18 protein-coding genes are annotated in these 24,234 nt (G+C 69.9%); 8 read left to right on the top strand and 10 right to left on the bottom strand.

The window, feature by feature from the left end; translation table 11 throughout:
* Positions 1–103: 103 nt before the first annotated feature.
* Both K8638_RS25720 and K8638_RS25715 read left to right on the top strand, forming a co-directional pair.
* Complete coding sequence (locus K8638_RS25720; protein WP_223757265.1) at positions 104–1,765, top strand: adenylate/guanylate cyclase domain-containing protein; 1,662 nt, start codon at positions 104–106, stop codon at positions 1,763–1,765.
* Positions 1,762–4,176 (top strand): serine/threonine-protein kinase, encoded by a 2,415-nt coding sequence (locus tag K8638_RS25715; protein ID WP_223757264.1) that lies wholly within the window; start codon positions 1,762–1,764, stop codon positions 4,174–4,176. Before K8638_RS25720 ends, K8638_RS25715 begins: the two co-directional genes overlap by 4 nt.
* A gap of 7 nt (positions 4,177–4,183) precedes the next feature.
* On the opposite strand, the gene K8638_RS25710 is transcribed toward K8638_RS25715, so the two are convergent.
* Positions 4,184–4,948, bottom strand: coding sequence for a hypothetical protein (locus K8638_RS25710; RefSeq protein ID WP_223757263.1), 765 nt, complete (start codon positions 4,946–4,948; stop codon positions 4,184–4,186).
* A 307-nt stretch (positions 4,949–5,255) separates the two neighbouring features.
* Between K8638_RS25710 and K8638_RS25705 the strand changes: the two genes are divergently transcribed.
* Positions 5,256–6,194 carry a hypothetical protein gene (locus K8638_RS25705; RefSeq protein ID WP_223757262.1) on the top strand — a complete coding sequence of 313 codons (939 nt, stop codon included), beginning with the start codon at positions 5,256–5,258 and terminating at the stop codon, positions 6,192–6,194.
* Positions 6,195–6,245: 51 nt separating this feature from the next.
* Here K8638_RS25705 and K8638_RS25700 read toward each other — a convergent pair whose 3' ends face one another.
* The 3 genes from K8638_RS25700 to K8638_RS25690 form a co-directional block, all read right to left on the bottom strand.
* On the bottom strand, positions 6,246–8,621 hold the full coding sequence (locus K8638_RS25700) for a hypothetical protein (RefSeq protein WP_223757261.1): 2,376 nt from the start codon (positions 8,619–8,621) through the stop codon (positions 6,246–6,248).
* Positions 8,622–8,779: 158 nt separating this feature from the next.
* Entirely contained in the window at positions 8,780–10,375 is a 1,596-nt protein-coding gene (locus tag K8638_RS25695) for a sigma 54-interacting transcriptional regulator (protein WP_223757260.1), read from the bottom strand.
* A gap of 14 nt (positions 10,376–10,389) precedes the next feature.
* A complete protein-coding gene (locus K8638_RS25690; RefSeq protein ID WP_223757259.1) occupies positions 10,390–11,223 on the bottom strand; it encodes an MBL fold metallo-hydrolase in 834 nt (277 codons plus the stop codon).
* A gap of 341 nt (positions 11,224–11,564) precedes the next feature.
* On the opposite strand from K8638_RS25690, the gene K8638_RS25685 reads away from it, so the two are divergent.
* The 3 genes from K8638_RS25685 (at position 11,565) to K8638_RS25675 (ending at position 14,303) form a co-directional block, all read left to right on the top strand.
* On the top strand, positions 11,565–11,810 hold the full coding sequence (locus tag K8638_RS25685; protein WP_223757258.1) for a ParA family protein: 246 nt from the start codon (positions 11,565–11,567) through the stop codon (positions 11,808–11,810).
* Positions 11,811–12,130: 320 nt separating this feature from the next.
* Positions 12,131–12,790: a hypothetical protein gene (locus tag K8638_RS25680; protein WP_223757257.1), complete on the top strand. Its 660-nt coding sequence runs from the start codon at positions 12,131–12,133 to the stop codon at positions 12,788–12,790.
* A gap of 439 nt (positions 12,791–13,229) precedes the next feature.
* The gene (locus tag K8638_RS25675; RefSeq protein WP_223757256.1) at positions 13,230–14,303 is read left to right on the top strand and encodes a C39 family peptidase; all 1,074 of its coding nucleotides are present in this window, start codon (positions 13,230–13,232) and stop codon (positions 14,301–14,303) included.
* 65 nt (positions 14,304–14,368) lie between these two features.
* On the opposite strand, the gene K8638_RS25670 is transcribed toward K8638_RS25675, so the two are convergent.
* The 3 genes from K8638_RS25670 to K8638_RS25660 form a co-directional block, all read right to left on the bottom strand.
* Complete coding sequence (locus K8638_RS25670; protein ID WP_223757388.1) at positions 14,369–15,736, bottom strand: serine/threonine-protein kinase; 1,368 nt, start codon at positions 15,734–15,736, stop codon at positions 14,369–14,371.
* A 226-nt stretch (positions 15,737–15,962) separates the two neighbouring features.
* Positions 15,963–16,217, bottom strand: coding sequence for a complement resistance protein TraT (locus K8638_RS25665; protein ID WP_223757255.1), 255 nt, complete (start codon positions 16,215–16,217; stop codon positions 15,963–15,965).
* Positions 16,218–16,312: 95 nt separating this feature from the next.
* On the bottom strand, positions 16,313–17,926 hold the full coding sequence (locus K8638_RS25660) for a glycine--tRNA ligase (RefSeq protein WP_223757254.1): 1,614 nt from the start codon (positions 17,924–17,926) through the stop codon (positions 16,313–16,315).
* 135 nt (positions 17,927–18,061) lie between these two features.
* On the opposite strand from K8638_RS25660, the gene K8638_RS25655 reads away from it, so the two are divergent.
* Both K8638_RS25655 and K8638_RS25650 read left to right on the top strand, forming a co-directional pair.
* Positions 18,062–18,631 (top strand): tRNA-uridine aminocarboxypropyltransferase, encoded by a 570-nt coding sequence (locus K8638_RS25655; RefSeq protein ID WP_223757253.1) that lies wholly within the window; start codon positions 18,062–18,064, stop codon positions 18,629–18,631.
* 73 nt (positions 18,632–18,704) lie between these two features.
* Complete coding sequence (locus K8638_RS25650) at positions 18,705–19,274, top strand: hypothetical protein (protein ID WP_223757252.1); 570 nt, start codon at positions 18,705–18,707, stop codon at positions 19,272–19,274.
* On the opposite strand, the gene K8638_RS25645 is transcribed toward K8638_RS25650, so the two are convergent.
* The 3 genes from K8638_RS25645 to K8638_RS25635 form a co-directional block, all read right to left on the bottom strand.
* Positions 19,231–20,790 carry a glycosyltransferase family 39 protein gene (locus K8638_RS25645; protein ID WP_223757251.1) on the bottom strand — a complete coding sequence of 520 codons (1,560 nt, stop codon included), beginning with the start codon at positions 20,788–20,790 and terminating at the stop codon, positions 19,231–19,233. The two genes, K8638_RS25650 and K8638_RS25645, sit on opposite strands and share 44 nt — an antisense overlap.
* Positions 20,791–21,021: 231 nt before the next feature.
* Positions 21,022–22,023: an alpha/beta fold hydrolase gene (locus K8638_RS25640; RefSeq protein WP_223757250.1), complete on the bottom strand. Its 1,002-nt coding sequence runs from the start codon at positions 22,021–22,023 to the stop codon at positions 21,022–21,024.
* A gap of 328 nt (positions 22,024–22,351) precedes the next feature.
* Positions 22,352–23,713: a triacylglycerol lipase gene (locus K8638_RS25635; protein WP_223757249.1), complete on the bottom strand. Its 1,362-nt coding sequence runs from the start codon at positions 23,711–23,713 to the stop codon at positions 22,352–22,354.
* Positions 23,714–24,234 lie beyond the last annotated feature (521 nt).

Genomic DNA, 24,234 nt, shown 5'->3' with positions numbered 1-24,234 from the left:
GGCCGTGCAGGCCTCCGGATGTTGGCTGGGAGGGGGGGAGGGCGTCGAGCGTTCCCCGGTTTCGAGCGGCTCTGATACTGTCCGGGCCGGTGAGGACTCGCGCGTGACTCAGGCCCCCGCCCCATTCGCTCCGAAACCCGGGCAGATCCGCGGCCCCCGCCTGACCGGGCGCTTCGCGGACGGCAGCCTGGGAGAATTCCCCCTGGGACCGACGACGTCCCTGGGCCGGCATCCGTCCAATACGCTCCGGCTGGTGGACCGGGAGGTCTCCAAGGAGCACGCACTCATCGAGCGCGTGGGCAAGGACTTCGTCCTCAAGGACCTGGGCTCCTCCAACGGCACGTTCGTCAACGGCCGGCGGGTGAAGGAGCTGAAGCTGCGGGACGGGGACGAGATTGCCCTGGGCTCCTCGCGGCTCATCTTCCACAGCGGCGAGCCGGCGGTGAACCACAGCGCGCCCACCGCGCCCGGTGTGACGGTGGTGGCGCAGTCGGTGTCCATGCCCGCCTTCCTGGCGCAGATGGACCAGGTGCCGCAGAACTTCCGCCCCGCGGACATGGTGACGGACGTGGACGCGCTGCGCCGCGACTACGAGAAGCTGCGCATCGCCCACGAGTTCCACCGGCAGGTGAGCCTCCAGGGCAACCAGACGGGGCTGTTCGAGCAGATTCTCAAGGTGGCCTTCCAGCTCCTGGCGGCGGACCATGGCGTCATCCTGAAGGTGGCGGACGACGGCCAGTTCATCCCCGCGGCGGTGCACCACCGCTCGGGCAAGGCCGTCAACGTCATGCTGTCCGACACCGTGCTCAAGCGCGTGGTGGAGACGCGCAAGGCGGTGCTGACGGCGGACGCCATCATCGACGAGCGCTTCTCCGCGGCGGAGAGCATCGTGGCGCAGGGCATCCGCTCCGCCATGGCGGTGCCGCTGATGGTGAAGGAGAAGATCCAGGCGGTGCTGTTCCTGGACAGCCGGCAGCAGATCAACGCCTTCTCGGAGAAGGACCTGACCATCCTCTCCGGCATCGCCGCGCAGGCGGGCATCGCCCTGGAGAACGCGTCCCTGGCCGAGCAGATCCGCGCCGAGGCGGTGACGCGCGCCGAGCTGAGCCGCTTCCTGTCCAAGGCGGTGGCGGACGCGGTGATTGCCGGCGAGACGGAGGACCTGGCGCAGAGCCGGCTGGCGGAGGTGAGCTGCCTCTTCGCGGACATCCGCGGCTTCACCACCCTCTCGGAGAGCGATCCGCCGCAGGAAGTGGTGTCCATGCTCAACACCTTCTTCTCCGCGATGGCGGACGTGGTGTTCCGCTACGAGGGGAACCTGGACAAGTTCATCGGCGACTGTGTCATGGCCGTGTGGGGCCCGCCGCTGTCCCACCCGGACGACGCGGCGCGGGCCCTGCGCGCGGCGCTGGAGATGCAGGACGCGGTGGTGGCCATGAACCGGGCGCGCGTGGACGCGGGCAAGATGCCGATTGAAGTGGGCATCGGCGTCAACACGGGCCAGGCCGTCGTCGGGTACATGGGCAGCGCCGAGCGGCACGAGTTCACGGCCATCGGCGACACGGTGAACACGGCGTCGCGGCTGTGCGGGCTGGCGAAGAGCGGCGAGGTGCTGGCCTCGGAGACGACGGTGCGCAAGGCGGGGCACGGCTTCGACGTGGAGGAGCTGCCGGCCATGCAGGTGAAGGGGAAGGAGAAGGCCGTTCCGACGTACCGCATCCATGGGCTGGAGTACTCCACCGCCGCCTCCCCGCGCCGCGCATGATGACGACGCAGGCCTGTCCCAACTGTGGGACGCAGCACGACATCCGGGTGTACGTCACCGGGCAGAAGGCGACCTGCCGTTGCGGCATCCGGTTCGAGGTGCGCCGTGGTGACACGCCGTCGGCCGTGGGCTCGCGGAACACGGTGGTGCCGGGCGCCAGCGGCGTTTTCGACAGGAATTCGCGCGTGGGGGTGTCACCTCCGGCGGGCTCCGGTGTTGGTACTTCCAGCATGTCCTCGCACGAGGCCTCCCGTGGGCTGGGGAACAACGTGACGGTGGTACCGGGCGGGGCCCCGGAGGGCACCTTCGTGTCCGCGCAGGGCCAGGGAGCCGCCTCCCGGCCCGCGCCCGCCGGCTCCGGCGTGTCCGTGCAGGGCATCGGGGTGTCCGCGGTCCGCCCCACGCCGGCCCAGGGCTCCGGCGTGGCGGGGCCGGAGGAGGCCGATTCGCGGGCCGATGACGAGTCCTTCCCGCCGAGCGCCGTGCCGCTTCCGGGCGTGGCGGCCCCCTCCGACGCGACGAGCGGGGTGGCGCTGCCCTCCGACGTGGTGGGGCGTGAAGCGCCGGTGGAGCCCACGGTGGTGCGCTCCTCCGCGAAGACGGGGAAGGGGAGCGCGAACTCGGACCTGGGCGACCACGACCTGAGCACCTTCGTCACGGGCGGGAAGGTGGACCTGCCGGGCTTCGAGTTGATGGAGATGCTGGGCCGGGGCGGCATGGGCGAGGTGTGGCTCGCGCGGCAGCAGTCCCTGGGGCGCACGGTGGCGGTGAAGCTCCTGCCGCCGCGGCTGGCGAAGGACCCGGAGTTCGTCACCCGGTTCGAGAAGGAGGCCACCGCGCTGGCCGCCCTCAACCACCCGCACATCATCCAGATCATCGACCGGGGCGTCGCGGGCGAGCACTACTTCTTCGTCATGGAGTACGTGGAGGGCCGCTCGCTGCGCGAGGCGATGTCGGCCGGGCTCACGCCGGAGCGGGGGCTGAAGATCCTCCTGGCGGTGGCGCGCGCCATCGAATGCGCGCACGACAAGGGCATCATCCACCGCGACCTGAAGCCGGAGAACATCCTGCTGGACGGGCGCGGCCACGTGAAGGTGGCGGACTTCGGGCTGGCGGGCATCCGCGCGCAGGACTCGCGCCTGCAGCTCACCGCGACGGCGGTGGCCATGGGCACGCTGAACTACATGGCCCCGGAGCAGCGGCGCGACGCGAAGAACGTGGACGGGCGCGCGGACCTCTTCTCCCTCGGCGTCATGCTGTACGAGGTGCTCACCGGCGAGCTGCCGCTGGGGCGCTTCAAGCTGCCGTCCGCGAAGGTGCCGGGGCTGGACCCGCGCGTGGACGCGGTGGTGGAGCGGCTGCTGGAGACGGAGCCGGAGGCACGCTACGCGCGCGCGGGCGAGCTGGCCGCGGAGCTGGAGGCGATGGTTTCGGCCACGTCCGCACCGGGGCTGTCGCAGGGCGACGTGGAGGGGCGGGTGGTGCCCGCGGCCGCGCGTCCGGCCAGCAACCTGTCTCGCCGGGTGAAGGCGGGCTGGCGGCGGGCTCGCGCGGGCCTGTCGGTGGTGGGCGGGCTGGCGCTGCTGGGCATCGCGGTGCAGTGGCTCGTGGGGCCGGTGAGCGTGCACGTGGGCAAGGGCGACAAGGTCGTCATCGGTACCCAGGGCGTGACGGTGCGGGCCGGTGAGAAGCAGTGGCCGCCGAATACCTACGGCGAGGTGTTCACCTCGGTGAACCTGGTGGAGCCGGCGAAGCCGGGAGGCGCGTCGCGCTTCGAGGTGGGCTTCGACAAGGGCGAGGAGGAGCTCAACGTCCACAGCGGCCAGTGGACGCTGGTGGACGGGCAGCTCCGCGCGGTGCAGGGCGGCAAGGAGACGAACGGGAAGCGGCTGGTGCCGCGCGCCTACGTGGCGCACCGCTACTTCTCCACGAATGACTTCCGGGCGGACGTGGTGATGGACGTGAAGCCGCTAGGGAAGCAGTACCCCGAGGAGCCCGACGCGCAGCACTACGGCGAGCTGGCCCTGCGCATCAAGGACCTGCAGGTGTCCGCCTTCGCCATCCCCGAGGCGGGGATGCGGCTGGCCTGGCGCTACTTCACGGAGGACGGCCAGGAGGTGGTGGGCAACAGCGCGCTGGACACGGACAACCTCGTCGAGGACGAGATGCCGCTGCCCAAGCACGGCCCCTATCTGGTGGGCCTGCGGATGCAGCGCGCGAAGAATGGCGTGCTGGTGGAGGCGTTCCTCAACAACCAGCGCTTCGCGCGCAAGCTGCTGCCCGGCCTGGAAGACCGCGTGGGCAAGGTGGCGCTGGGGTGCCGGAACCTGGAGTGCACGTTCGACGACCTCAAGGTGCGCGGCGTGCTGGAGTCCCGTCCCCAGCGCAAGGTGGCCGGGGGCGCGGAGTAGGGCGCGCTCAGAGCGGGAGCCAGGCGACGCGGACGCCCAGCGTGAACAGCGCGTGGAAGCCGTCGTCCGCCGGAGGCACGGGGCCCGTCTGGGCGGGGAGGCCGGGCAGCGTCACCGTCTGCTCACCCGTGTGCACCGTGTAGCTGCCGATGGAGACGGTGAGGATGGGGCCCAGGAACACGCCCCGGGTGAGCCTCGCGTCGCCTCCGACGGTCAGCCGGGCGTAGGTCGGGCCCCGGTCGGTGAGGCTCACCTCGGCGCCGGCCGGCACCGTGCCCACGCCGGGCACGGGGACTTCCAGCTCGCCGTCCAGGTCGGTCCGGGCAATCTCCAGGCCCACGCCGAGCCCCACCCAGGGGTCGAAGCCCGCGCCGGGTGAGAAGTGGTACTGGACCTCCGGTCCGAAGCGCCACTGCCAGGACGAGCAATCGAAGCCCTCCGGGCAGGACTTGTCGCTCGTCTTCAGGAACACCTTCTCGTAGGAGCCCCATACGCCGAGATAGAGCCTGGGGCTCACGCGGTAGCCCAGCTCGAGGAGGACCGGGAGCGACACGCTGGAAGCGTCGGTGATCTTCAGGTCCTCCGGCTCCCCGGTCACCAGCGACACGCCGTCCGTGTAGATGTAGCCCAGCCCCGCGCCGATGCCGGAGCTCAGGGCGACCTGCGGCCCGGCGAGGCACTCCTCCGACGAGTCCGGCCCCCAGGCCATCGCATTTCCCGCGAGGCCCAGCGTGACAGCCATCAGCCATGTGCGGCAGCGCCTTCCAGCCATGTGCGTTCCCCTTCGTGAACAGCAACGCGCCGGAGCAACACCCCCGTGTCGAGGAAGAAGCGCGGCTCGCGCGGGCTGCATTCGGTGACCCGGCGGGCATGTACTGCTCGCACCTGTCCGTTGGCCAGCGGCCGGACGTCGGGGCGGGTGGGGACAGGCGCCGGTTCACATTCCTCACCCCTGTGCCGTCAATTGACGAACAGAGTGGCGCCCCGGGAGCGGCCTTGCACGGGTGGGGAATCGTCTCCACCCTGCTCCGGTCGTGGCCTGCCATGGGGAGGCCGCGCCGAGCCTGGTGGGGAACGGGATGGACGTCTGGCGCATCCTGCTGGCACCGCTGTACGCGATGTGCCTTTCGGCGCTGGTGGTGGCGGCTTTCACCTTCGGACGGAGGGAACCGGCCGCGCGCCCGTGGCGCCTGCCCCTGGGGTGGTTCGGGCTTCTGGCGGTGGGCTCGTGCTGCGTCGCGCTTCAGTTCCCCGATGGGGCCACCCCGGTGCTGTCCGCGGAGGCGGTGGCCCGGGCCGGAGGCGCTGCGTTGTTGATCGTGGCCGCGGGGGTGGCGGTGCGCGGCGCGCGGGCGCGTTCCCTGTCGGACCCGTTGCGGGTGTCGGCGCCCATGTCATTGGACGAAGCCGTGGCGTCGCTGCGCATGGGCGGGACGCCGGGCTGGGGCGTGTACCAGGGGACGCTGGATGCCGCCGAAGTGCTGACGTCTCCGGGCGGTGTGCCCTGCGCCTTCTACGAGGCCGAGGTGCGCGAGGTCGCGGAGGACGGGCGCAAGGGACCGCTGCTGTCGCGCGAGCGCGCCTATGCGCCGGTGCTGGTGCTTCGCGGCGAGCGCGTGAGGGCGTCGGTGCGCTTCGCTCCATCGTCGCTGGTGGCTCCGGTGGAGGTCCGCCGGTGCCGTGCATTGCCCGGGACGGGGCCCGCGTCCTGGTACGAGGAGGTGCCCGCCCTTGGAGCTGGCATCCAGGCCCAGGTGGAGGCCACGGAGCCGGAGGTGCTCTCCTGGGAGCGGGTGGGGACGGTGGGAGGGCCGTGCCTCGTGGTCGGTGAGCTGCGGCGCGGCCCCGACGAAGGTTCCTACGTGCTGTGCGGGCGTGACGGTCGGCCGGCGCTGGTCGTGCCTGGCCCCGAGACCCCGGCGACGGGTGGCACGTTGGCGCGCAAGGCCTGGAAGCACTTCGCGGCGGCCGGAGCGCTCTCCATGGCCGCCGCGTTGGTCCTGTACCGGGTTGGATGAGCCGGGGCCCGGGACACGTCTCCCGGGCTCCGGTGACTCAGGAGCGGTGACTCACGCGCCGCTTCCCGTCCCCCGCGAGGTGGAGAACACGAGCTGCTCGCCGCGGTCCGCCATCGTCACGGAGAAGGTCCGCTCCACGCCGGCCAGCCCCAGCGGGGTGGACTTCGCCAGCTCCGCCAGCAGTGAGCCCGCGGCGCGCAGGTGGAAGCCCGTGTTCCACATGCCCTCCATCTCGTTGAACACGGTGCGCAGCTCGTCCGGGGCCTTGCGCTCGTCAATCGCCCGGCGCAGGCGCACCATGCCACTGACGAAGGCCTGGCACTTGGCCAGCGTGCCGCGGTTCTTCTCAATCACCTCGGCGAAGGTGAAGTTGCCGCCCGGAGGCCGCCACTCGCTCTCGATGAGCAGCAGGTCCTTGCCCAGCTCCTTCACGGACGGGTCGTGCTTGAGGAAGTGCTCGGCGATCTGCGCCGCGCGCGTCGGAGGCAGGTCGCCGGTCATCAGGCTGCCCTTCTCCTGCACCTCGCGCAGGTACGCCTGCCAGATGGGGCCGTACACCACGCGCCGGAACTCGGCGGAGGAGCGTGCCGTCTGCTCGCTCCACGGCATGGCCCGCGCCAGCGCCCGCGAGAAGAGCGCCAGGTCGAAGTCCTGGAGCCGCGGCACCAGCGCCCGGAAGGTGTCGTCCGCCATCTTCAGCTCGAGCCGCGTCTCGATGGGCTCCTTGTTGAGGTCCGCCTGCATCGTCCCCATGACGGCCGCCGCGTCGGCGGCGTCCAGCACGCCCCACACGACGGCGTCATCCACCGCGGCCTGCAGCTCCTTGCGGCTCATCTTCTTCTGCCGGCCCCACAGCATCAGGTGCAGGCCGTAGCGGAAGTCCGAGGCCACCGGGGCGGGGGAGAACCGCTCCATGTCCGCCTTCAGGTCCACCACCCACTGCCCGCGGTTGCCCAGCAGCTTGTCCTCGTAGCCGCGCCGGCCGAGGAACGCCATGCGCCGGGCGCCCTGCGCGTTCTCCTGCGTCACCCAGCTCTGCTTCTTCGTGCCCTGTACCTTGAGCACCTCGAACGAGCCCAGCCCCAGCGAGAAGCCATACGCCTGCTGCCGCGTCAGCGTGGTGGAGTGGAGATAGTTCTTCAGCTCGAAGGACTTCTGGTTCTCCGGCAGCTCCCGCATCCACTTCAGCAGGTCCACCAGGTTGCCCCGCAGCAGCGAGCCGTGGAAGCGCATCGCCGTGGCGTCATCCACCACCACCTCCAGCAGCGTGGAGGACTCGGACAGGCGCAGGTACTCGTACTGGAAGCCGGTGGCGATCTGCGTCTTCGCCACCTCGTCCAGCTTGCCCTCCACCTTCTTCTTGAAGTCGTCCCAGACGACCTTGATGTTGGTCAGCTCCGCGAGCTTCGGGTCCAGGCCGATTCGCTCCAGCGCGGCGCGCAGCACCTTCTTCGACAGGTCGTCCAGCTTCAGCTTGCTGGCCTTGTCCACCAGCGCGTCCATGACCTGCAAGGCCGTGGCGTCCGTCGGAGTCCCCAGCTTGCCGGCCAGCTCGCGCAGGGCCGGGCCGAGCAGGGCGTCCAGCACCCGGGCGAGCTGGTCCTTCACCGCCTTCACGTCCGCGAACTCCACGGTGACACCGAGGCCCGCGCCGAGCGTCCCCTCGCGGGACTTCGCCTTGCGCACCGACACCTGGATGCGTCCGGGCCGAGGCCGCGAGAAGGTGAGCTGGTAGTCATCCGTGAGCCCCACCTTCGCGGACACGCCGGCCTTGATGTCCGTCTTCAGCGCCAGCAGCTCACTGCCGCGGACGAAGGCCAGGCGGCCCAGGTTGGCGGTGAAGAGGTCCGCCCAGTTCAGCTCCAGGCGCGTCTGGAGGTGGCCTCGCGCCTGCCACGACATCGCGTCGCCCGTGGCCAGCTTCGCCAGGTCGGTGGCCTGCATCAGCCGCGGGTCGGCCAGGTCCGTGCGCGCGGCCTCTCGCATGTTCATGGCCAGCGGGTGGGCGCGATAGTCGCTGAGGGTGACGGACAGCTCGCCCTGAACGTCCCCCGCGAGGAAGGACAGGCTGGCCCCCGCCGCGGCCTTCACGCGCGCGGTGACCTGGTAGCGCATCCACCCCTGGTCCCCGCCCAGCAGCAGCTGGGGCCGGGGCGCGTCGGGTGTCGCCTCCGCCGCGGCCTCGCCCACCACGTGGTTCTCGTCCACGTCGCCGGGCGAGTTGAAGTTGCGGATGGAGGCCTCGCCGCCGGCCTCGAAGGAGAGGGTGAAGTCCGTCAGGTTCAGCTTGGGCGGCAGGATGTTCTCCTGCGTGAAGGTCCCCTGGGCCAGGGGCACCTTGATGTCCTGGTCCATCAGCTTCACGTCGGGAACCTGCCGGGCCACCTCGTCCGGAAGCTTCGCCAGCAGCTTGTTGACCACCTTCATTCGGTCCCCCTGGGGTATGGCACCACGGCCATGGAGTTCGGTGCCCTCTGGTCGTACGCCGACCGCGCGCCCGGAACAAGCCACACCCCTGAAAAGACCAGCAGTCACCGGAAGGACTGCCCCCGAGGACGGGGCCGCGAGCACCCTCGTGCGGCGCGTCAGGCCTCGTCGCCCAGGCCGTATTCCTTGAGCTTCCGCGCCAGCGTGTTGCGGCCAATCTCCAGCACCCGGGCCGCCGCGGTGCGGTTGCCCTTCACCGCGTCCAGCACGCGCAGGATGTGGCGCCGCTCCACCTCCGCCAGCGGCAGCAGCCCGGCGGCCTCGCCCGGGGCACGCTCCTCATCGGGAGCGGGCAGGGCGGGGGCGGCGGTGACGGGCGCGGGCGCCGGGCGGTCCACGTTGGGCAGCGGCAGGTGCTCCTCGAGGATTTCGCCCTCGCACAGCACCACGGCGCTCTCGATGCAGTTCTCCAGCTCGCGCACGTTGCCGGGCCAGCGGTAGCGCTTGAGGCGCTCCAGCGCGGCGGCGCTGAGCTTCGGTGGTGGCAGGCGGTTGCGCCGGGCCACGGTGGCGACGAAGTGCCGGGCCAGCCGCTCGATGTCCTCCGCGCCGCGCTCGCGCAGGGGCGGCAGCACCACCTCCACCACCTTGATGCGGTAGTAGAGGTCCTCGCGGAAGCGCCCCTCGGCCACCATGCGGGCCAGGTCTCGGTGCGTGGCGGCGACGATGCGCACGTCCACCTTCACCGCCTGGGTGCCGCCCACGCGCTCGAACTCGCGGTCCTGGATGACGCGCAGGAGCTTGCCCTGCACGGGCAGCGGCAGCTCGCCAATCTCGTCGATGAACACCGTGCCGCCGTTGGCCGCCTCGAACTTGCCGGGCACCCGGTGGTCCGCGCCGGTGAAGGCGCCGCGCTCGTGGCCGAACAGCTCGTTTTCAATCAGCGTGGCGGGCAGCGCGGCGCAGTCCACCTTGATGAAGGGCTGGTCTCTCCGGGGGCCGTTGACGTGGATGGCGCGGGCGAACAGCTCCTTGCCGCAGCCGCTCTCGCCGCGCAGCAGCACCGTGGCGTCCGTGGGCGCGGCCTTGCGCACCAGGCGGTAGATGGACTGGAGCTGGGGGGACTCGCCGATGATGTGGTTGAAGAAGTAGCCGACGGGGGCCTGGGGCTGGTCCTTGGCGCGCTGCAGCTCCTGGTAGAGGGTGGTGCTCTGGAGCGCGGTGCTCACCTGGGAGGCAATGGCGGTGAGCCGCTCGGTGTCCTCGGCGGTGAAGTTGTCGCCGCCGCGGCGGTTGAGGACCTGGAGCACGCCGTAGAGGGCGCCGTCGGCGTCGCGCAGGGGGACCGCGAGCAGGCTGTTGGTGCGGTAGCCCGTCATCCGGTCGATGTCCGCGAAGAAGCGGCGCTCGCCGCGCGGGTCCGGGACGTTGATGGCCTGGCCCAGCTCGGCCACGGTGCCGGCGACACCCTGGCCCAGCTTCACGCGAATCTGCGACACCTCCGGCAGGTGGGCCGCGCGGCTGAACAGCTCGCGGCGCGCCGGGTCCAGCAGCCACAGGGTGCCCCGGTCCGCCTGCATGGAGGCGGCGATGCGGTCCATCAGCGTCTGGAGGAAGGCGTCGAGGTCCACCTCCCGTCCGACGAGACCCCCGAGGGGGAGGAGGACCTGGGTGACGTCCGAGGGGGGAGGGGGCATGGGAGGCAGGGGCGGAAGGACGAAGGCCGCGGCCTCACCATAACATCCGGAGGGCATGGGGCCGCCCCCTCTCAGGCCGCGCGGCCCAGGACGAGCCGCTGGCCCTCACGCGCCGGCTCGCAGACGGGGAAGAGGGCGCGGGCCTGCTCGGCCATGTCCTCCACCACGTCGTCCGGGTGGGCCGGGTCGTGGTGGAAGAGGCACAGCCGGCGCGCGCCGACCAGCTTCGCCACGCCCGCCGCGTCCATCATCGTCGAGTGGCCCCAGCCCTTCTTGGAGATGCCCTTGCGGCCCTCGTACTCGTCGGGCGTGTACTGGGCGTCCAGGCAGAGGACGTCCACGCCGTCGAAGAGGCGGGCCACCTCGGGGTCGAGGTCCTCCCGGCGGACCTCCACGTCCGTGGCGTAGATGAACGAGTGGCCGTCCGCCTCCACGCGGTAGGCCAGGCAGCCCTGGGGGTGCGGCACGTCGATGGGCGTCACCTTGAACGGCCCCACCTCCACCGGCTGCGCGTGCAGCGCGGAGCGGAAGTCCATGCGCGAGCGCATGGTGGACAGCGGCACCGGGAAGTGCGGCGGCTGCATCTGCGCGGCCAGCTCCGACTGGAGCGCCTGGGCGCCATTGGCGCCGGGGCCGTACATCACGAACTCCGACGTGGGCAGGTACGCGGGCGTGAAGAAGGGGAAGCCCTGCACGTGGTCCCAGTGCAGGTGCGAGAAGAACATCGTGGCCTTCTGGGGCGCGCCCTCGCGCATCATGACCTCGCCCAGCGTCCGGATGCCCGTGCCCGCGTCCAGGATGAGACGGTGGCCCTGGCTCGTCACCTCCACACACGCCGTGTTGCCGCCAATGCGCGAGCCGGACACCGCGATGCTCCCCCGTACCCCGTAGAACCGGACTTCCATGATGAGCCTCCTGAAGTGGGGGACATCCTCTTCGGACGTCCTGACACCCGGGGGCTAGAGCACGTGGAATGCCAAGGCTAAGTGATTGAAATCACTTGAGTGGGGCCGCCCGATGTTGAGCGGTGCACCATTCTGGATCGCCTTGGGATGGGGCGGTCGCGCCATTCCGGAGCATCTGGGTTGGCGGGGGTTGCGGCTCTAGAACGTGGGCCGGGCGGCGGTATTCACGCGGGTCTGGTGGATACGGGTGGGCGGGCAAGCGGGTTACCGGAGTGGGGGGGCGGGTATGAGCGCGGCCGGCCAGTTCTCATCCCCTGCGCCGTCCGGCGTAGGGCGGGGACATGGGGTCCATTGCGTTCTCCACCATCAAGGGCGGGGTCAGGAAGACCACGCTGCGCGCGCGCGTGGCGTCGGCCCTGGTGGACGCGGGGCACAGCGTGCTGCTGCTGGACCTGGATCCGCAGGCGCATTCCTCGCTGGTGCTCGGGCTGGATGGCCGGGAAGGGCCGTGCGCGGCGGAGATGCGTTCGGCCCGAGGTCGAAGCGCCGGCTGGACGAATGCGTGGGGCTTCGTTGGGTCTGCCTGACGGACGCAGGTGGGCGTCCATGAGCGCCACCTGCAGGGCACTGGAATCGAGCGCCTGCAGTTGCGAAGCGTGGTGGAGTGCACGGGGTAATGCCCGCGTGCTCATCTGGAGAAGGAACGCCGGTGAATGTTGTGCATGATAAAGCCTCCAAGCGCGTGTTCCGGAGCAACGAATGATGCCTAATGATGAGTCCTTGTTGAGAGTCGTCTCGATGATGGTGGGCTTGGAAGGCCGGCGCGATCTGCTTGGCAACAAAGCTCGCCTAAGACTGGCAAATGAAGTCATGACATGGGCACGGGAAGTGGCGCGCGCATCTTGTCTTGTTCCCGGCTGGGTACTTCTTCGCTGCGGATTTGGCGGAAGCGAGGGAACTCGCAAACCAGCTCGCGGCCGTCGCGCGACAGAACGCTCTTGCCGTCGTGCTGGGGGTGGACACCTGCGATACCGAAGCGTCCAAGGAGGGCGAAGCCAAACGTGGAAGCGAACACACTGAGGTGCTCGTGGCGCAGGGGCACCTCCCCTTCTTCATCTTGGGTTGGTCACCGGGCATGCCCAACCCAATTGAATGGAGGCAGCGTTCGACGACGGGGAACAACTGGAAGCTTGCCCCCGCCTTGACTCGTGGCGCACGGCGCATCCTGGAGGTTCACGGCAGGTCGGTTGACGTGGTGGCATGTGGTGAGGGCTTCAACAGGGCCCTCCGCTTCAGCATCGAGCAGGATCCGAAGAGGACCGCAGCGATCGTCATTGCCGCCCATACGTCTCAGGGCTCGCGTATCTGGAATGCGACCAAGTACTTCGCCAGCGACCTTGGACTGCCGACCCTTCTGTCGGTGCACCAAGCGCTCACCCAATACGGAGAGATGCTACATCCGGGCAACCGTGTGGGTTACGCGGAGGCGGAGGTGTTTAGGTCGTTTGGAGACTCACCCCAGCTCCACGCGGGCGCATTTGCTGTGCCGACTCCGGCTCATTCCTGATGCCCTGTCTGGGGCTAACTTCAGATTTCTTCCGCAACAGGCGTGGACCTGGCGGGCCCTGCGGAATGGAGGCTCCATTCCGGCCTGGGCAACCCGGGGGCGGGCCTGTCAGGGATGCAGGGCGCACATTGCGAATCGCGACCGTTGTGACGATGCTCCAGCAATCAGTGAATCGCCTCGAACTGGACGAGGTGACGTTCCGCGAGTTGGAGACTCGCTGAGCATCAACCTCCGCACGCGCTGACCCGATGAGGAAACCTGAGTGCTTTGAGGAGGCCGCGCCACGGGCCGCCATGCCACCGCCCCGGGCGTCGAGGAGCCGCGCGCCCTGTGGCGCAGGCCCGTTCATGAGGGCGCGCGAACGTGACCTGCCGCGGCGTGTGCATGGCGTCAGGGATGACCGACGATTCGGCCGCGTCGTGCATGCAGAGGGGGACACATGAACATGAAGGTCCAGCGGCATCACCTCCAGAAGGCCGGCTCCATCGAGGCACCCCGGTCCGAGGCGCGTCCGAAGGCGGGCGGTCCAAAGGACTACCTCCCGGAAGCACTCACGGGCGACACGTTCGAGGCACCTCGAGCCCATGCCCAGACGCGCGTGAATGTCGACCTCACCGGGGGACAGCCCCTGATGCTCAAGGGCGATGGGCCCGTCATGCAGGTCCGCGGAAAGGAGGAGGCCCAGGGCGAGAAACGGCGTGTCGTCAACCCCGACCTGCAGGCGTTCATGGCGGAGCATGAAGGGATGGAGACGACGCAGGACCTGGTCGACTACGCGTACGCCAACGGCGGAGACGCCACGCTGCAAAGGCTCTGCGAGGACCTCCACCTGGACTACGACGAGGTGAGCCAGCTCCGCTCGGTGCGGCTGGAGGAATACGTGTACTCCGGCCCCGTGCTCTCGGACGACCTGCCGAGCACCATGGCGGAAGCCGATGCTGCCTTCATCACGCAGTTCGGTGACCCCACGTACAATCCGGACGGCGCCGACTCCACGCACAACTGCGGGCCCACGAGCCTCGCCATGGCACTGCGCGCCTCGGGAAACATGCCAGAGGGGCTCACCCCGGAGCAGGAGATCGACTACGCCCGCGCGCTCATGTTCCCCAGCGACGACCACCCCACCATCACCGTCAACGGCCAGGAGATTCCACAGCTCGACGATGATGGCACCGACACCAGCCTCACCAGTATCGCCGGGGGCGCCCGGCGCAGCGAGGCCAACGCGGGCATGAACCAGACCGGTTGGGACAACCTGGATGCCGCGCTCGCGAACGGACAGCCGGTGGTGGTGAACGGAACGCTCAGCCAGGAATGGGCGGATCAGTTCCCGGGGGACTACCACCTGGAAGGCAGCGGGCACATGGTCGCCATCGTGGGACGCACTGAGGACGGCAACTACCTCGTGTGTGATCCGCTCCACCCGGACGGGCCGGTGGAGATGACTCGAATGCAGCTGGCCACCTTCACGTCCAGGGACCCGGCGTTCGTCACGGTCGGCGGCGGCGAGTAGCGGGCAATCCCGGCGCATCATCAGCAGCCATGCGCGCAGACGGCCTCGGCTTTCCGCACCCCGGATTACGGCGTGTCGTCCCCAGCGGGCCTCGAGGTGGGAGGGCGCGCCGGCGGGAAGGTGGGGCCGTAACACGCGCCTTTGTGCACGACATAGTTCAGGCTCGGGTCGCAGTCCTTCAAGCTCACGTTCAGTTCCACCCAGCACCCACCGTTGATGGGAATCTGTGTCTTGCTGGGGCAGCGGCCAGCAGCATCTGGCCGTGTCTGCCCAGGGAGCGGCCTGGGAGGCAGATCCACGGAGATGGTCGACGACGCGGAAGGGGCGCGACCCGGTGGCAGCGGCGCCGTCAGTACGGCGTCTCCGACAGCCACGGTGCCGCCATCCTCCGTCTCCTCGTCCGCTGACGCCTGTGCCTGCTCGGCCTCGTCGCCGGGACGTGCGCTCAGCATCCACCCGGTGCCAAGCGCCACGGCTCCGCCCAGGCTGGCTGCGATGAGCCAGGAGCGGCGGGGACTCCCAGACGCGCGACGCACAGCGTGTTTGGAGGCGGCCCGTGCGTCTACGGACTGGAGCTCCACCGGGACGAAGAGAGGCACATCCGCCTCTGGCCCCGCCGTCCTCGCGGCTTGCTCCAGCGCCTCGGCCAGCTCGCGGGCGCTGCCCCGTGCCTCGGGGCGCACGGAGAGCATCCGGGAGACGAGCGCGCTCAGCTCGGCGCAGCAGCGGACGTTGAGGGCGCGCGGAGGTCGAGGGCCGGTGCCCTCCAGGCTCCAGATATGGGACTCCTCGTCCATGGGCGCCGTGGTGGGAGGGTAGTCGTCGGTCACCAGCCGGTAGGCGGTCATTCCCAGAGCGAAGACGTCATCGGCCGGCCCGGGAGCGTAGGGCGGGGTGGAGGCATGGAAGGGGAGCTTCACGGAGCGCCAGGCCTCCGGGGAGCGGTAGGGAGGAGTGCCAGGAGGAAAGGGAGGCGAGGTGAGCGTGGCGGCGCCCAGGAAGTGTCCGGAGCCAAAGTCGGTGAGGAAGACGTGGCCGTCGGCTGCGCGGACGAGGACGTTGTCACCCTTCACGTCTCTGTGGACGCCTCCTGCGGAATGGGTGGCCGCCAGGGCGCGAGCGAGGCATGAGAGGGCGTGGAGGACCTGGCGGGAGGAGGGGCGGCGCACGCGCGCCCATTCGTAAAGGGAGACGCCCTCGACCCACTCCATGGAGAGGAAGGGGTAGGGGATGCCCACGGGAGACAGCCAGCTGCCATGGTCCACGAGACGAGGGACGCAGGGGTGGTGGATGCGGGAGAGCAACTCGACTTCACGAGCGAAGCGCGCATCGGCCGGGTGAAGGGCCAGCTTGAGTGCGACGGGCCCGGGGACGCCGTCCATGCCGAGGGCGCGGTAGACGGCGCCGTAGGTGCCCCAGCCTCGCGGCTCCATCACATACCACGGACCTACCCGGGTACCCCGTGGGAGGCTTGCCGGATTCAGGTGGACAGGCTGCATGGAATGTCCCGCGAGGAGGGAAGGGGTTCGCTGCGCTCGCGGCGAGCCTACTTCCTGCATTGGCACGTGTCAGCGCAATCCCCAGGGTGGGGCCGTCAGCGCCTCCTCTCGGAGTCCATAACCTTTCAGATGGCTCGCTCGTCAGTCTGCGCGGTTGTGGCTACGCATCACCCGGTGGGCGGCGTGTGCCAGGGCCCTCGCGAAAGAGGCTCAAGACATGGCGGGGCCCGAAGCGCACGGTGAGGAAGAGCAGTCCGAGGAAGATGAAGACGAAGGGACCGGCCAGCCCCCCGAGCACGGCTCCCACCAGCAGGCCGCCGGTTCCCCAGAGCGGGCCCGATGCAAAGCCCAGGACCGCTCCCATCACGGCCCCCACCGCCGCTCCAGCCAGCATGCAAGGCTCAATGAGGTTCATGGGGACGCTCCACAGACGGAAGCAGACCGCTGGCGCCCCCCGCAAGCACAATCCCCTCCCGGCTGAAGAGGGTGATGATACTGACCCGGGATGGCTCAGGCCATCTTCTCGCGCAGGTAGCTCTCGAGCTCGGAGGTGGCAACGCGCTCCTGGGCCATCGAGTCGCGGTGGCGCACGGTGACGGTGTCCTTCGAGGACGCGTCCTTGCCGTCGCCGAGGGTGTCGAAGTCGACCGTGACGCAGAAGGGGGTGCCAATCTCGTCCTGGCGCCGGTACAGCTTTCCGATGGCGCCGGTGTCGTCGTAGACGACCCGCATCGAGCCCGAGGACTGAAGCTGCCGGCGGATGCCCTTGGCCACGCTCACGATGCCCGGGTGGTTCTTCTTCAGCGGCAGCACGGCCACCTTGATGGGCGCCAGGCGCGGCTTGAAGTGCAGCACCGTCCGGTAGAACTCGTCGACGACGGGGTCCACCTGGCCGCGGAGCTTCTTCGCGACCTCGATGCTCTCCGCGCCCGGCATGGAGAGCAGGCCGGTGATGGACGCGAGCCGCTCACCCAGCGCTCCCGCGATGCGCTCACCCTCGGCGATGATGGCGTTCTTCGCGTCCGCCGGGAGCTTCTCGTTGCGGCTGACGGACTTGAGGAACGTGCCGAGCGCCTCCTCGACGGGCTTCAGGCGATCCGCCGGGGCCGGCTTCACCTGCTCCTCGGCATACGCCTCGCTGAGCACCGCGAGCACGCCGCGGTCGACGCCGGCGGACGGCTCGATGACGAACGGCACCACGTGCTGCTTCGTCTCCGGGTCGAAGTACGTGAGCTTCTCGGTGCTGTGGCCGTTCGGGGACACACGCGCCTTCAAGCCGAGCGAGCCCTGGTCCTTGCTGTGCGACCCCAGGTCGTAGTCGGTGCGGTTGGCGATGCCCTCGAGCTCCTCGAGGCCATGCGGGAAGCGGTAGAGCAGGTCGACCGTGGCCTTGGCGTAGTGCGCGAGCTCGTTCGCCTTCTGGTGGTACGGCTCCAGGTTCTGGCGGGAGAGCCCGACGGAGAGCCACCAGTTGATGCGGTCCTCGACCCACTTCTGGTGCCACGCCTCGTCTTCGCCGGGCTTCACGAAGAACTCGATCTCCATCTGCTCGAACTCGCGCACGCGGAAGATGAAGTTGCGCGGGGTGATCTCGTTGCGGAACGCCTTGCCAATCTGCGCGATGCCGAACGGGAGCTTGCGGGAGGTCGAATCGAGGACGTGCTTGAAGTTGGCGAAGATGCCCTGCGCGGTCTCCGGGCGCAGATACGAGAACGACTCGGGGTCCGGCACCGGTCCGACCTGCGTCTTGAACATCAGGTTGAACGGGCGGGGCTCGGTGAGCTCGGCGGAGCCGCAGTTCGGGCACTTGCCCGCGATCTGGTCCGCGCGCCAGCGCATCTTGCATTCCTTGCAGTCGACCATCGGGTCCACGAAGGTCTCTTCGTGCCCCGAGTAGCGCCACGTGAGCTTGTTCATGAGGATGGCGGCGTCGAGGCCCTCCATGTCCTCGCGCTCCCAGACGTTGGCGCGCCACCAGGCGAGCTTCAGGTTGTTCTTCAGCTCGACGCCGAGCGGGCCGTAGTCGTACGTGCCCTGCAGCCCCCCGTAGATCGCGGACCCTGGGAAGATGAAGCCCCGGCGCTTACACAGGGAAACGAGCTGCTCCATCGTCTGCGCGGCCATCTGGGTGTAGCTCCTTCGTGAACGTTGAGGCTCCACACCCTACACCGTTCGCGGCGGAAATCCGCGTGCTCCGAGCGGGGGGCGGGACCAATGAACGCTTCTCTTCCCGCCGCCACCGGAACAGGATGGCGGAGGATGTCTCCCCGCGCTGCCCGTCCCCGCTGTGATCGTTGCAACCTCCCGTCGCACCTGTGCCTGTGTGCCGAGATACCGCGGGTGGAGACGCGCACCCGGTTCCTCCTCCTCCAGCACGTGATGGAGATCGCGAAGAAGAGCAACACCGGGCGGGTGGCGGCGCTGGCGCTCGCGAATGCCAGGCTGCTCACCCATGGCTCACCGGTCGAGCCCTTCGACACCGCCGTGCTCGCCGAGCCCGGCACCTGGCTGCTCTACCCCGATGGCGCCCCCGCGCCGCCGGACGCCCCCGCGCCGAGGCAACTGGTGGTGCTGGACGCGAGCTGGTCGCAGGCACGGCGGATGACCCAGCGGCTCCCCGTGCTGCGGACGCTTCCCCGGCTGGTGTTGCCGCCGCCCGAGCCCGGAATGCTCCGGCTCCGCGAGCCCACGCATCCGGCCGGGATGTCCACCCTGGATGCGGTCGCCCGCGCGGTGGCGATGCTCGAAGGACCGGAGGCGGCGGCCCCGCTGGAGCGGCTGGCCGCGCTTCGTGTGCAGCGGATCGCCGAGTGCGGAACGCTGAATTGAGCCCGCGAGGGTGTGGAGGAAGGGGAGGGCTCGTCAGCCCGTCCGCCCGGTAGGCGGGCCCGGCGGCGCGCTCATGGCGTTGCTGCCGCAGCGCGCCCGCACTTGGTGCAGCCTCTTTCGTTCCTATCTGGCGGGCCTCGATGCGCTCGGGCTTCGGGCCGAAGTGCACAGGCGCGTGCCTCCCGCGGTGGCCAGGCTGATGGACGCGCCGCCCCTGCACACCGCTTGGGTGGAAATCGACGCGGTTGCTCCGCTCCTGCAGGTGGTGTTCTCCCTGAAGGGACGCGAGGGCGTCCGGCACCTCGGTTACGAGGCCACGCGAAGCTCGACGCTGAAGTTCCTCAAGCCGCAGATGCAGACCATCATCTCGATGGGCGGCCGGGACCCCGCGACCCTCTTCGCCGCGCTGGACTCCCTGTGCCGGCCCTTCTTCACCGGCCTCTCGTTCCGCTGGACGCGGGAGTCCCCGCGCTCCGGGATGCTGGAGCTGCGCTCCACGTATGCGATGGAGACGACCTCCTTCGCCGCATGGGAGGGCACGCTGATGCTCCTCTTCGACGAGTGCGGTGTGAGCACGGGCACCATCAGCCCCGCTGTCATCACCGAGGGAGGCCGCGTCGGGGCCATGCGCGTCCAGTGGTAGGGCGTCTCTCGCTGAGGCGCGGCCTCGGCGCGGCCGGGTGCCAGTGTAGGACGTGGGGACAGCGGCCGGAGAGCACGGGGCTGGATGGGGACCCCGCGCCTTCGACCCGGGCCGTACCGTCTCCGCCCTGGACGAGCCGCTGCAGGATGCCACCGTTGAACCTGCGTGACTCCACGACCCTCCAGGAGTGCTCCAGGCCCGGAGGGAGCGCGCCCGCGACGGCCCGCATCCTCAGCAGCCAGAGCTGCTTCGCGCCATGGTGCGCGGCCAGGGCTTCGAGCTGCGCGTCTCCTGGCGCGCACGTCTCCTGGCTGTCGCAGCACAACATCACCAGCTCGGTCGCCGGATCGAGGTAGTAGCGGTAGAAGGCGGAAGGGTCATAGCGGGGGTGGTAGGCGACGACGAGGTCCGTGGGCGCGCGCTCCCGCTCGACGGTGGTGACCATCTCCCTCCATTGCTCGCGTTCATAGGTGCGGTAGCCGAGCGTGGTGACCGCCAGCGAGCCGAAGGCCCACACCGCTGCGACGGCGCCGCTCCAGGCCCCGGGCAGGCGCGTCATCCCCCGGGCCGACAGCAGCGCCATCGGCGCCAGCACCGCGATGGCGCTCTTGGCATGCAGGATGGGCTGACCGACGCGGGACAGCACGAACGGCACGCCCAGCAGGAACACCCCCCAGAGCAGCAGCCACGCGAGCATGGCTGACTCCCGGGTCCATGGCAGGCTGGGAGACCCCTGGGATGGGGCGTCCTCTTCCGCGCCGCGCGTCCGCGGGGCGCCCCAGAGCGCGAGGGCACTGGCGCCCAGGGCGGCCAGCCCCAGCAGCGCGTGCCCCGCGTATTGCCGCAGGTAGTCCACCCAGAAGAGCACCTCGGGCCGGGGAATCCAGAACCCCTGCTGGACACGTGTGGCCTGGCTCCACAGGCATGGCCCCCAGGGCGCCATCCCCAGGGCGATGCCCCCGTACGTTCCCAGCAGCCGCCGCCCGGGCATGCGCCGCCGCAGCACCCGCGCCAGGTCCGTCAGTCCCAGGAAGGCCACGAGCAGCATTCCGAACAGGTGCGTGTACGCCACCAGCAGGGCCGCCACCCCGTAGAGCAGCGCGTCCCCGAGCGAGGGCGCCGCTTGCCGCGCCCACTGGTACCAGGCCAGCACCGCGACAGTGCTCAGCAGGAGCAGCAGGCTGTAGCTACGTGCCTCCTGGCTGTAGTGGATGGCGAACGCGTTCACCGCCAGCCACCCCGCGGCCAGTCTCGCTGTCGCCGGCCCGAACATCCGCTGTCCCAGCGCGTACACGGCGGCCACGCTCAGCGCACCGAACAGGGCCGACGGCAGCCGCAGGCTCAGCTCCCCCGTTGAGCCCACCAGCCGCGACCATCCCAGCATCAGGAGGGGATAGAGCGGCGGGTGCACGTCCTCGTTCGCCAGGTGCTGGAGGAGCTCCCGGAAGCTCATCCGCGACTGCATCGCGATGTACAGCTCGTCGAACCAGAGCCCTTCGCTGGTGACGAAGGCCATGCGTAATCCCAGTGCAAGCAGCAGGAGCCCCACGGGCACCGCGAGCCTACGCGGTCCCTCCGCCGTCCAGCGCTTGCCCATGGCTCCCCCCGGGGTCTTCAAGGCAGCGCTACCCTACGCGCCGCCACGGAGTGGAAGAGAGGGCCGCCGGGAGCGAGGTGTAGAGCACCCGACGCAAAGCGGGATGGCCTGGAACGTCTTCCCCGCTCACCAGCGGCGCGCGAGCCGCCGTCAACGGCGCGGGGTGGGCTGCCTCACGTGCTTCGCGAGGAAGCGGCGCATGTGCCCGGCGATGACCGCGCCGTCCTCCTCGAGCGCGAAGTGGCCCGTGTCCAGCAGGTGCAGCTCCGCGCCCTTCAAGTCTCTCAGGTAGGGCGTGGCGCCCTCGGCCGGGAAGATGTGATCGTTCTTGCCCCAGACGATGAGCGTGGGCGGCTGGTGCTTGCGGAGGTACGCCTGCCACTGGGGATAGAGCGGCACGTTGGTGCGGTAGTCGTAGAAGAGCGCCAGCTGGATGTCCTGGTTCCCCAGCCGGTCGAGCAGCCGCTGGTCGAGGGTCCAGGTGTCCGGGCTGATGCGCGTGACGTCTCGCACGCCGTGGGTGTACTGCCAGCGGGTGGCGTCGAGCGTCAGCAGCCCACGCAGCGCGTCCCTGTTCTTCGGGCTCGGCTCACGCCAGTACGCCTTGACGGGCTCCCAGAACTCGCGCAGCCCCTCGTTGTAGGCATTGCCGTTCTGGATGATGAGCGCCTCCACGCGCCCGGGGTGCCGCGCCGCGAGCCGGAAGCCCACGGGCGCTCCGTAGTCCATCAGGTAGAGGCTGTAGGAGCCGAGGCCGACCGCCTCCGTGAAGCGCTCCATCACGCGCGAGAGCCGCTCGAAGCTGTACTCGAATTCCCCCACTGCCGGCATGCTGCTCTGCCCGAAGCCGGGGAAGTCCGGCGCCACCACGTGGTAGCGGTCCGCGAGTGCCGGGATGAGGTTGCGGAACATGTGTGAGGACGTCGGGAAGCCGTGCAGCAGCAGTACCGTGGGCGCATCCCGGGGGCCGGCCTCCCGGTAGAAGATGTCCAGGCCGTCCACCTTCACCGTGCGGTAGGCCACGGCGCTTGCGGACGCGGCGGGAGGGTGGAGCGAGGCGTCTGGCGGGGTCGCGCCCGCGAGCGCCGGAACGAAGAGGAGCACGCCGAGCAACAGCGCTCGAATGCGAGGTGTGGAGAGAAGCGGGGACATGGCTCGTTGCTCCGGGGAGATGACTGCGGAAATGCAGTGCCCCCGGCCGATGCAGTTGCCCTGCCATGCCTCGCACCCGGGCGAGTCCCAGCAAAGTCCACGGGTTGGCGTGCGGACTCGCGCCGCGAGAGTTCGTGGGCCACGAGAGTTCGTGGCTCGTCACAGCGACTGCTCGCGGTGGGCGCATGGGTGCGCGCAGTCCTGACGACCGAGGAGGGAGGTGCGCGTCGTCAGCGCGATGCCGTGCGGTTTCCGCCGTGCCCGCGCGGAAGCTGGAGCGCCTGGCCACGACGGACGTCACCCTTCACTGAGGCCCAGCCTCGCTTCCTCAGGGCCGGAAGGCGGCAGGCTGCTGAGTGTCGGTGGCGGAGGGCCTGGGCCGTGGCTCCCGCCGCTCCCGTCGTGCCCCGGCCCGCTCCAGGGCGAACTGGCCCACCTTCCGCCAGAGCGCCGTGAAGGCCTCCTCGTCGAAGTCCGAGTTCGAACTCAGCAGGTCATACTGGCGGAACGCGAAGAAGTCCCCGTCCCGCGTGGCCGGCGGCGCGTGGAAGTGGCCGATGACGTCCGCGTGGTCGCCCTCGACAAGGTAGCTGTGCGCCTCGTCCGGCCACACCTGGGAGACGGAGTTGACGAAGCCGTCATTCTCCGTGGGCCGCAGCGTGCGCTCGTTCCGTGGGTTCATCAGCTCGCGCACGGTGCGGGACTGGAGCCGCTCGGGAGGATTCAGGGCCGTCAGCCCGTACGTCACCCCGTAGAGGGTTGGCAGGCGCCCCCGCCGCGGCGGAGGCGCACCGGCCACCGTGACGATGGAGCGCACTCGGATGTGGCGCTCGCGCAGGAAGCGCGTGTCCTCCTCGTAGTCCTTCTCATCCTGGTGCGCGGGGCTGGCGGGAGCACCGGACGGAGGCTTGCAGGGGTCCAGGTCCGTGATGGCATTGAAGTCGGTCCCCATGTCCAGCAGCCAGCGCAGCAGCTCGAAGTACGAGCTGCGCGCAGTGGCACGTTCGAGGCTGCCATGCGCGATGTACGTACCGCGCAGGGTGTCGAGCAGTGCGTCCACCCAGTCGGGAGTCCGGGCGGAGGGCGCCAGCACCTTGCCGAGCCGGCCCAGCTGGCCGCTGCCGCGCTCGCCGAACGCACGCAGGGACTGGTATGCGCCGTACAGGAATGCCCGGCAGGCCGTGCGGCGAAGCCGCGTGCGGCTGAGGTGGTAGGCCAGGGCGGTGCCGCGGTGGGGCGTGGAGAGGAACTGCACGGAGGCAATCCGGTCCAGGACCGGCGACCATGAGCCGCCCGTGCCGCGCGCATGCTGCTGGTACTGCACGCGGTGGTCGGTGAGCAGCTGGCGGATGTCCAGCCCGCCGGTGGAGTGGCCGATGAGGTGGATGCGATCCGCCGGCAGGAAGTTCAGCCGGTCCCACAGCGCCGCGAGCCAGCGCTGGAGCTGCCGGGCCCGCGTCTGGACACTGGCCGTGGGCAGGTTCGGGAAGTAGTGCACGGACAGCTCCGAGCCAGGCTCCAGCTCGCGCAGCACCTCGGTCACCCCGTGGTAGTAGCGCAGCGAGCCCAGCGCATCGAAGCCGCCGAAGCCTGGGACGAGCACCAGGTGGTCTCGGCCCCCGGGCCGCCCGTCCAGCACATGCACCTGTCCGGACTTCAGGTGCCCGGAGTCCCTCGGACGCTCCGCCATTGTGACCTCCATCAGCGAGTGCAGAGGGCCGGCACCCAGACCCATCGCTTGCCTGATAGGTGTTGCGCGGGAGCGGCGAGCGCATCTCGTCTGGAAGGGCTGCGGACAGCTCAGTTCTTCACATGCGCCCCGTGCGTCGCTTTCCCGGAGAGCATGACCCGGCACCACTCCGTCGGAGACGGGCGCCTCTGGCGATGCAGCACCGGTGGCCAACGCGGGGCCGCCAGTGCTCTCGGCCTCGACGTGCTCCGCGACAGGCGCAAGCGTGCCGGTGCCTCCAGGCTCGAAGTCTTCCGTCCTCGCCGCCCCAGAAGGAGGCGTGTCGGAGCCTCGGGAGGGCGAGTCTTCCTCCGCGGCCAAAGCCTTCCAGAGGGCCCGGCCCGCGGCGTTGACGTCCTCTTCGACCAGCGACGCCTCCTCGCCCCGGGCCAGCGCGCGAACCAACTCCGCCAGCGCTCCCCAGATGAGTCCCTCGCCCACCCGGACGCTGCCCGGCGCCAGCGCCCCCTCGCGCTCACCGA

The sequence above is a fragment of the Myxococcus sp. RHSTA-1-4 genome (assembly GCF_020037125.1).
Classification (GTDB): domain Bacteria; phylum Myxococcota; class Myxococcia; order Myxococcales; family Myxococcaceae; genus Myxococcus.
The sequence above is the reverse complement of the archived record's forward strand: the minus strand, read 5'-3'. Positions and strand labels throughout refer to the sequence as shown.

Excerpts from the sequence above, each read along its gene's own strand:
- K8638_RS25710 (WP_223757263.1), bottom strand. The coding sequence starts at position 4,948 with ATGGCTGGAAGGCGCTGCCGCACATGGCTGATGGCTGTCACGCTGGGC.
- K8638_RS25670 (WP_223757388.1), bottom strand. The coding sequence starts at position 15,736 with ATGGAGCCGCGAGGCTGGGGCACCTACGGCGCCGTCTACCGCGCCCTC.
- K8638_RS25640 (WP_223757250.1), bottom strand. The coding sequence starts at position 22,023 with ATGTCCCCGCTTCTCTCCACACCTCGCATTCGAGCGCTGTTGCTCGGC.
- K8638_RS25665 (WP_223757255.1), bottom strand. The coding sequence starts at position 16,217 with ATGAACCTCATTGAGCCTTGCATGCTGGCTGGAGCGGCGGTGGGGGCC.
- K8638_RS25705 (WP_223757262.1), top strand. The coding sequence starts at position 5,256 with ATGGACGTCTGGCGCATCCTGCTGGCACCGCTGTACGCGATGTGCCTT.
- K8638_RS25695 (WP_223757260.1), bottom strand. The coding sequence starts at position 10,375 with ATGCCCTCCGGATGTTATGGTGAGGCCGCGGCCTTCGTCCTTCCGCCC.
- K8638_RS25690 (WP_223757259.1), bottom strand. The coding sequence starts at position 11,223 with ATGGAAGTCCGGTTCTACGGGGTACGGGGGAGCATCGCGGTGTCCGGC.
- K8638_RS25635 (WP_223757249.1), bottom strand. The coding sequence starts at position 23,713 with ATGGCGGAGCGTCCGAGGGACTCCGGGCACCTGAAGTCCGGACAGGTG.
- K8638_RS25655 (WP_223757253.1), top strand. The coding sequence starts at position 18,062 with ATGTCTCCCCGCGCTGCCCGTCCCCGCTGTGATCGTTGCAACCTCCCG.
- K8638_RS25675 (WP_223757256.1), top strand. The coding sequence starts at position 13,230 with ATGAACATGAAGGTCCAGCGGCATCACCTCCAGAAGGCCGGCTCCATC.
- K8638_RS25700 (WP_223757261.1), bottom strand. The coding sequence starts at position 8,621 with ATGAAGGTGGTCAACAAGCTGCTGGCGAAGCTTCCGGACGAGGTGGCC.
- K8638_RS25715 (WP_223757264.1), top strand. The coding sequence starts at position 1,762 with ATGATGACGACGCAGGCCTGTCCCAACTGTGGGACGCAGCACGACATC.
- K8638_RS25645 (WP_223757251.1), bottom strand. The coding sequence starts at position 20,790 with ATGGCCTTCGTCACCAGCGAAGGGCTCTGGTTCGACGAGCTGTACATC.
- K8638_RS25660 (WP_223757254.1), bottom strand. The coding sequence starts at position 17,926 with ATGGCCGCGCAGACGATGGAGCAGCTCGTTTCCCTGTGTAAGCGCCGG.
- K8638_RS25685 (WP_223757258.1), top strand. The coding sequence starts at position 11,565 with ATGGGGTCCATTGCGTTCTCCACCATCAAGGGCGGGGTCAGGAAGACC.
- K8638_RS25650 (WP_223757252.1), top strand. The coding sequence starts at position 18,705 with ATGGCGTTGCTGCCGCAGCGCGCCCGCACTTGGTGCAGCCTCTTTCGT.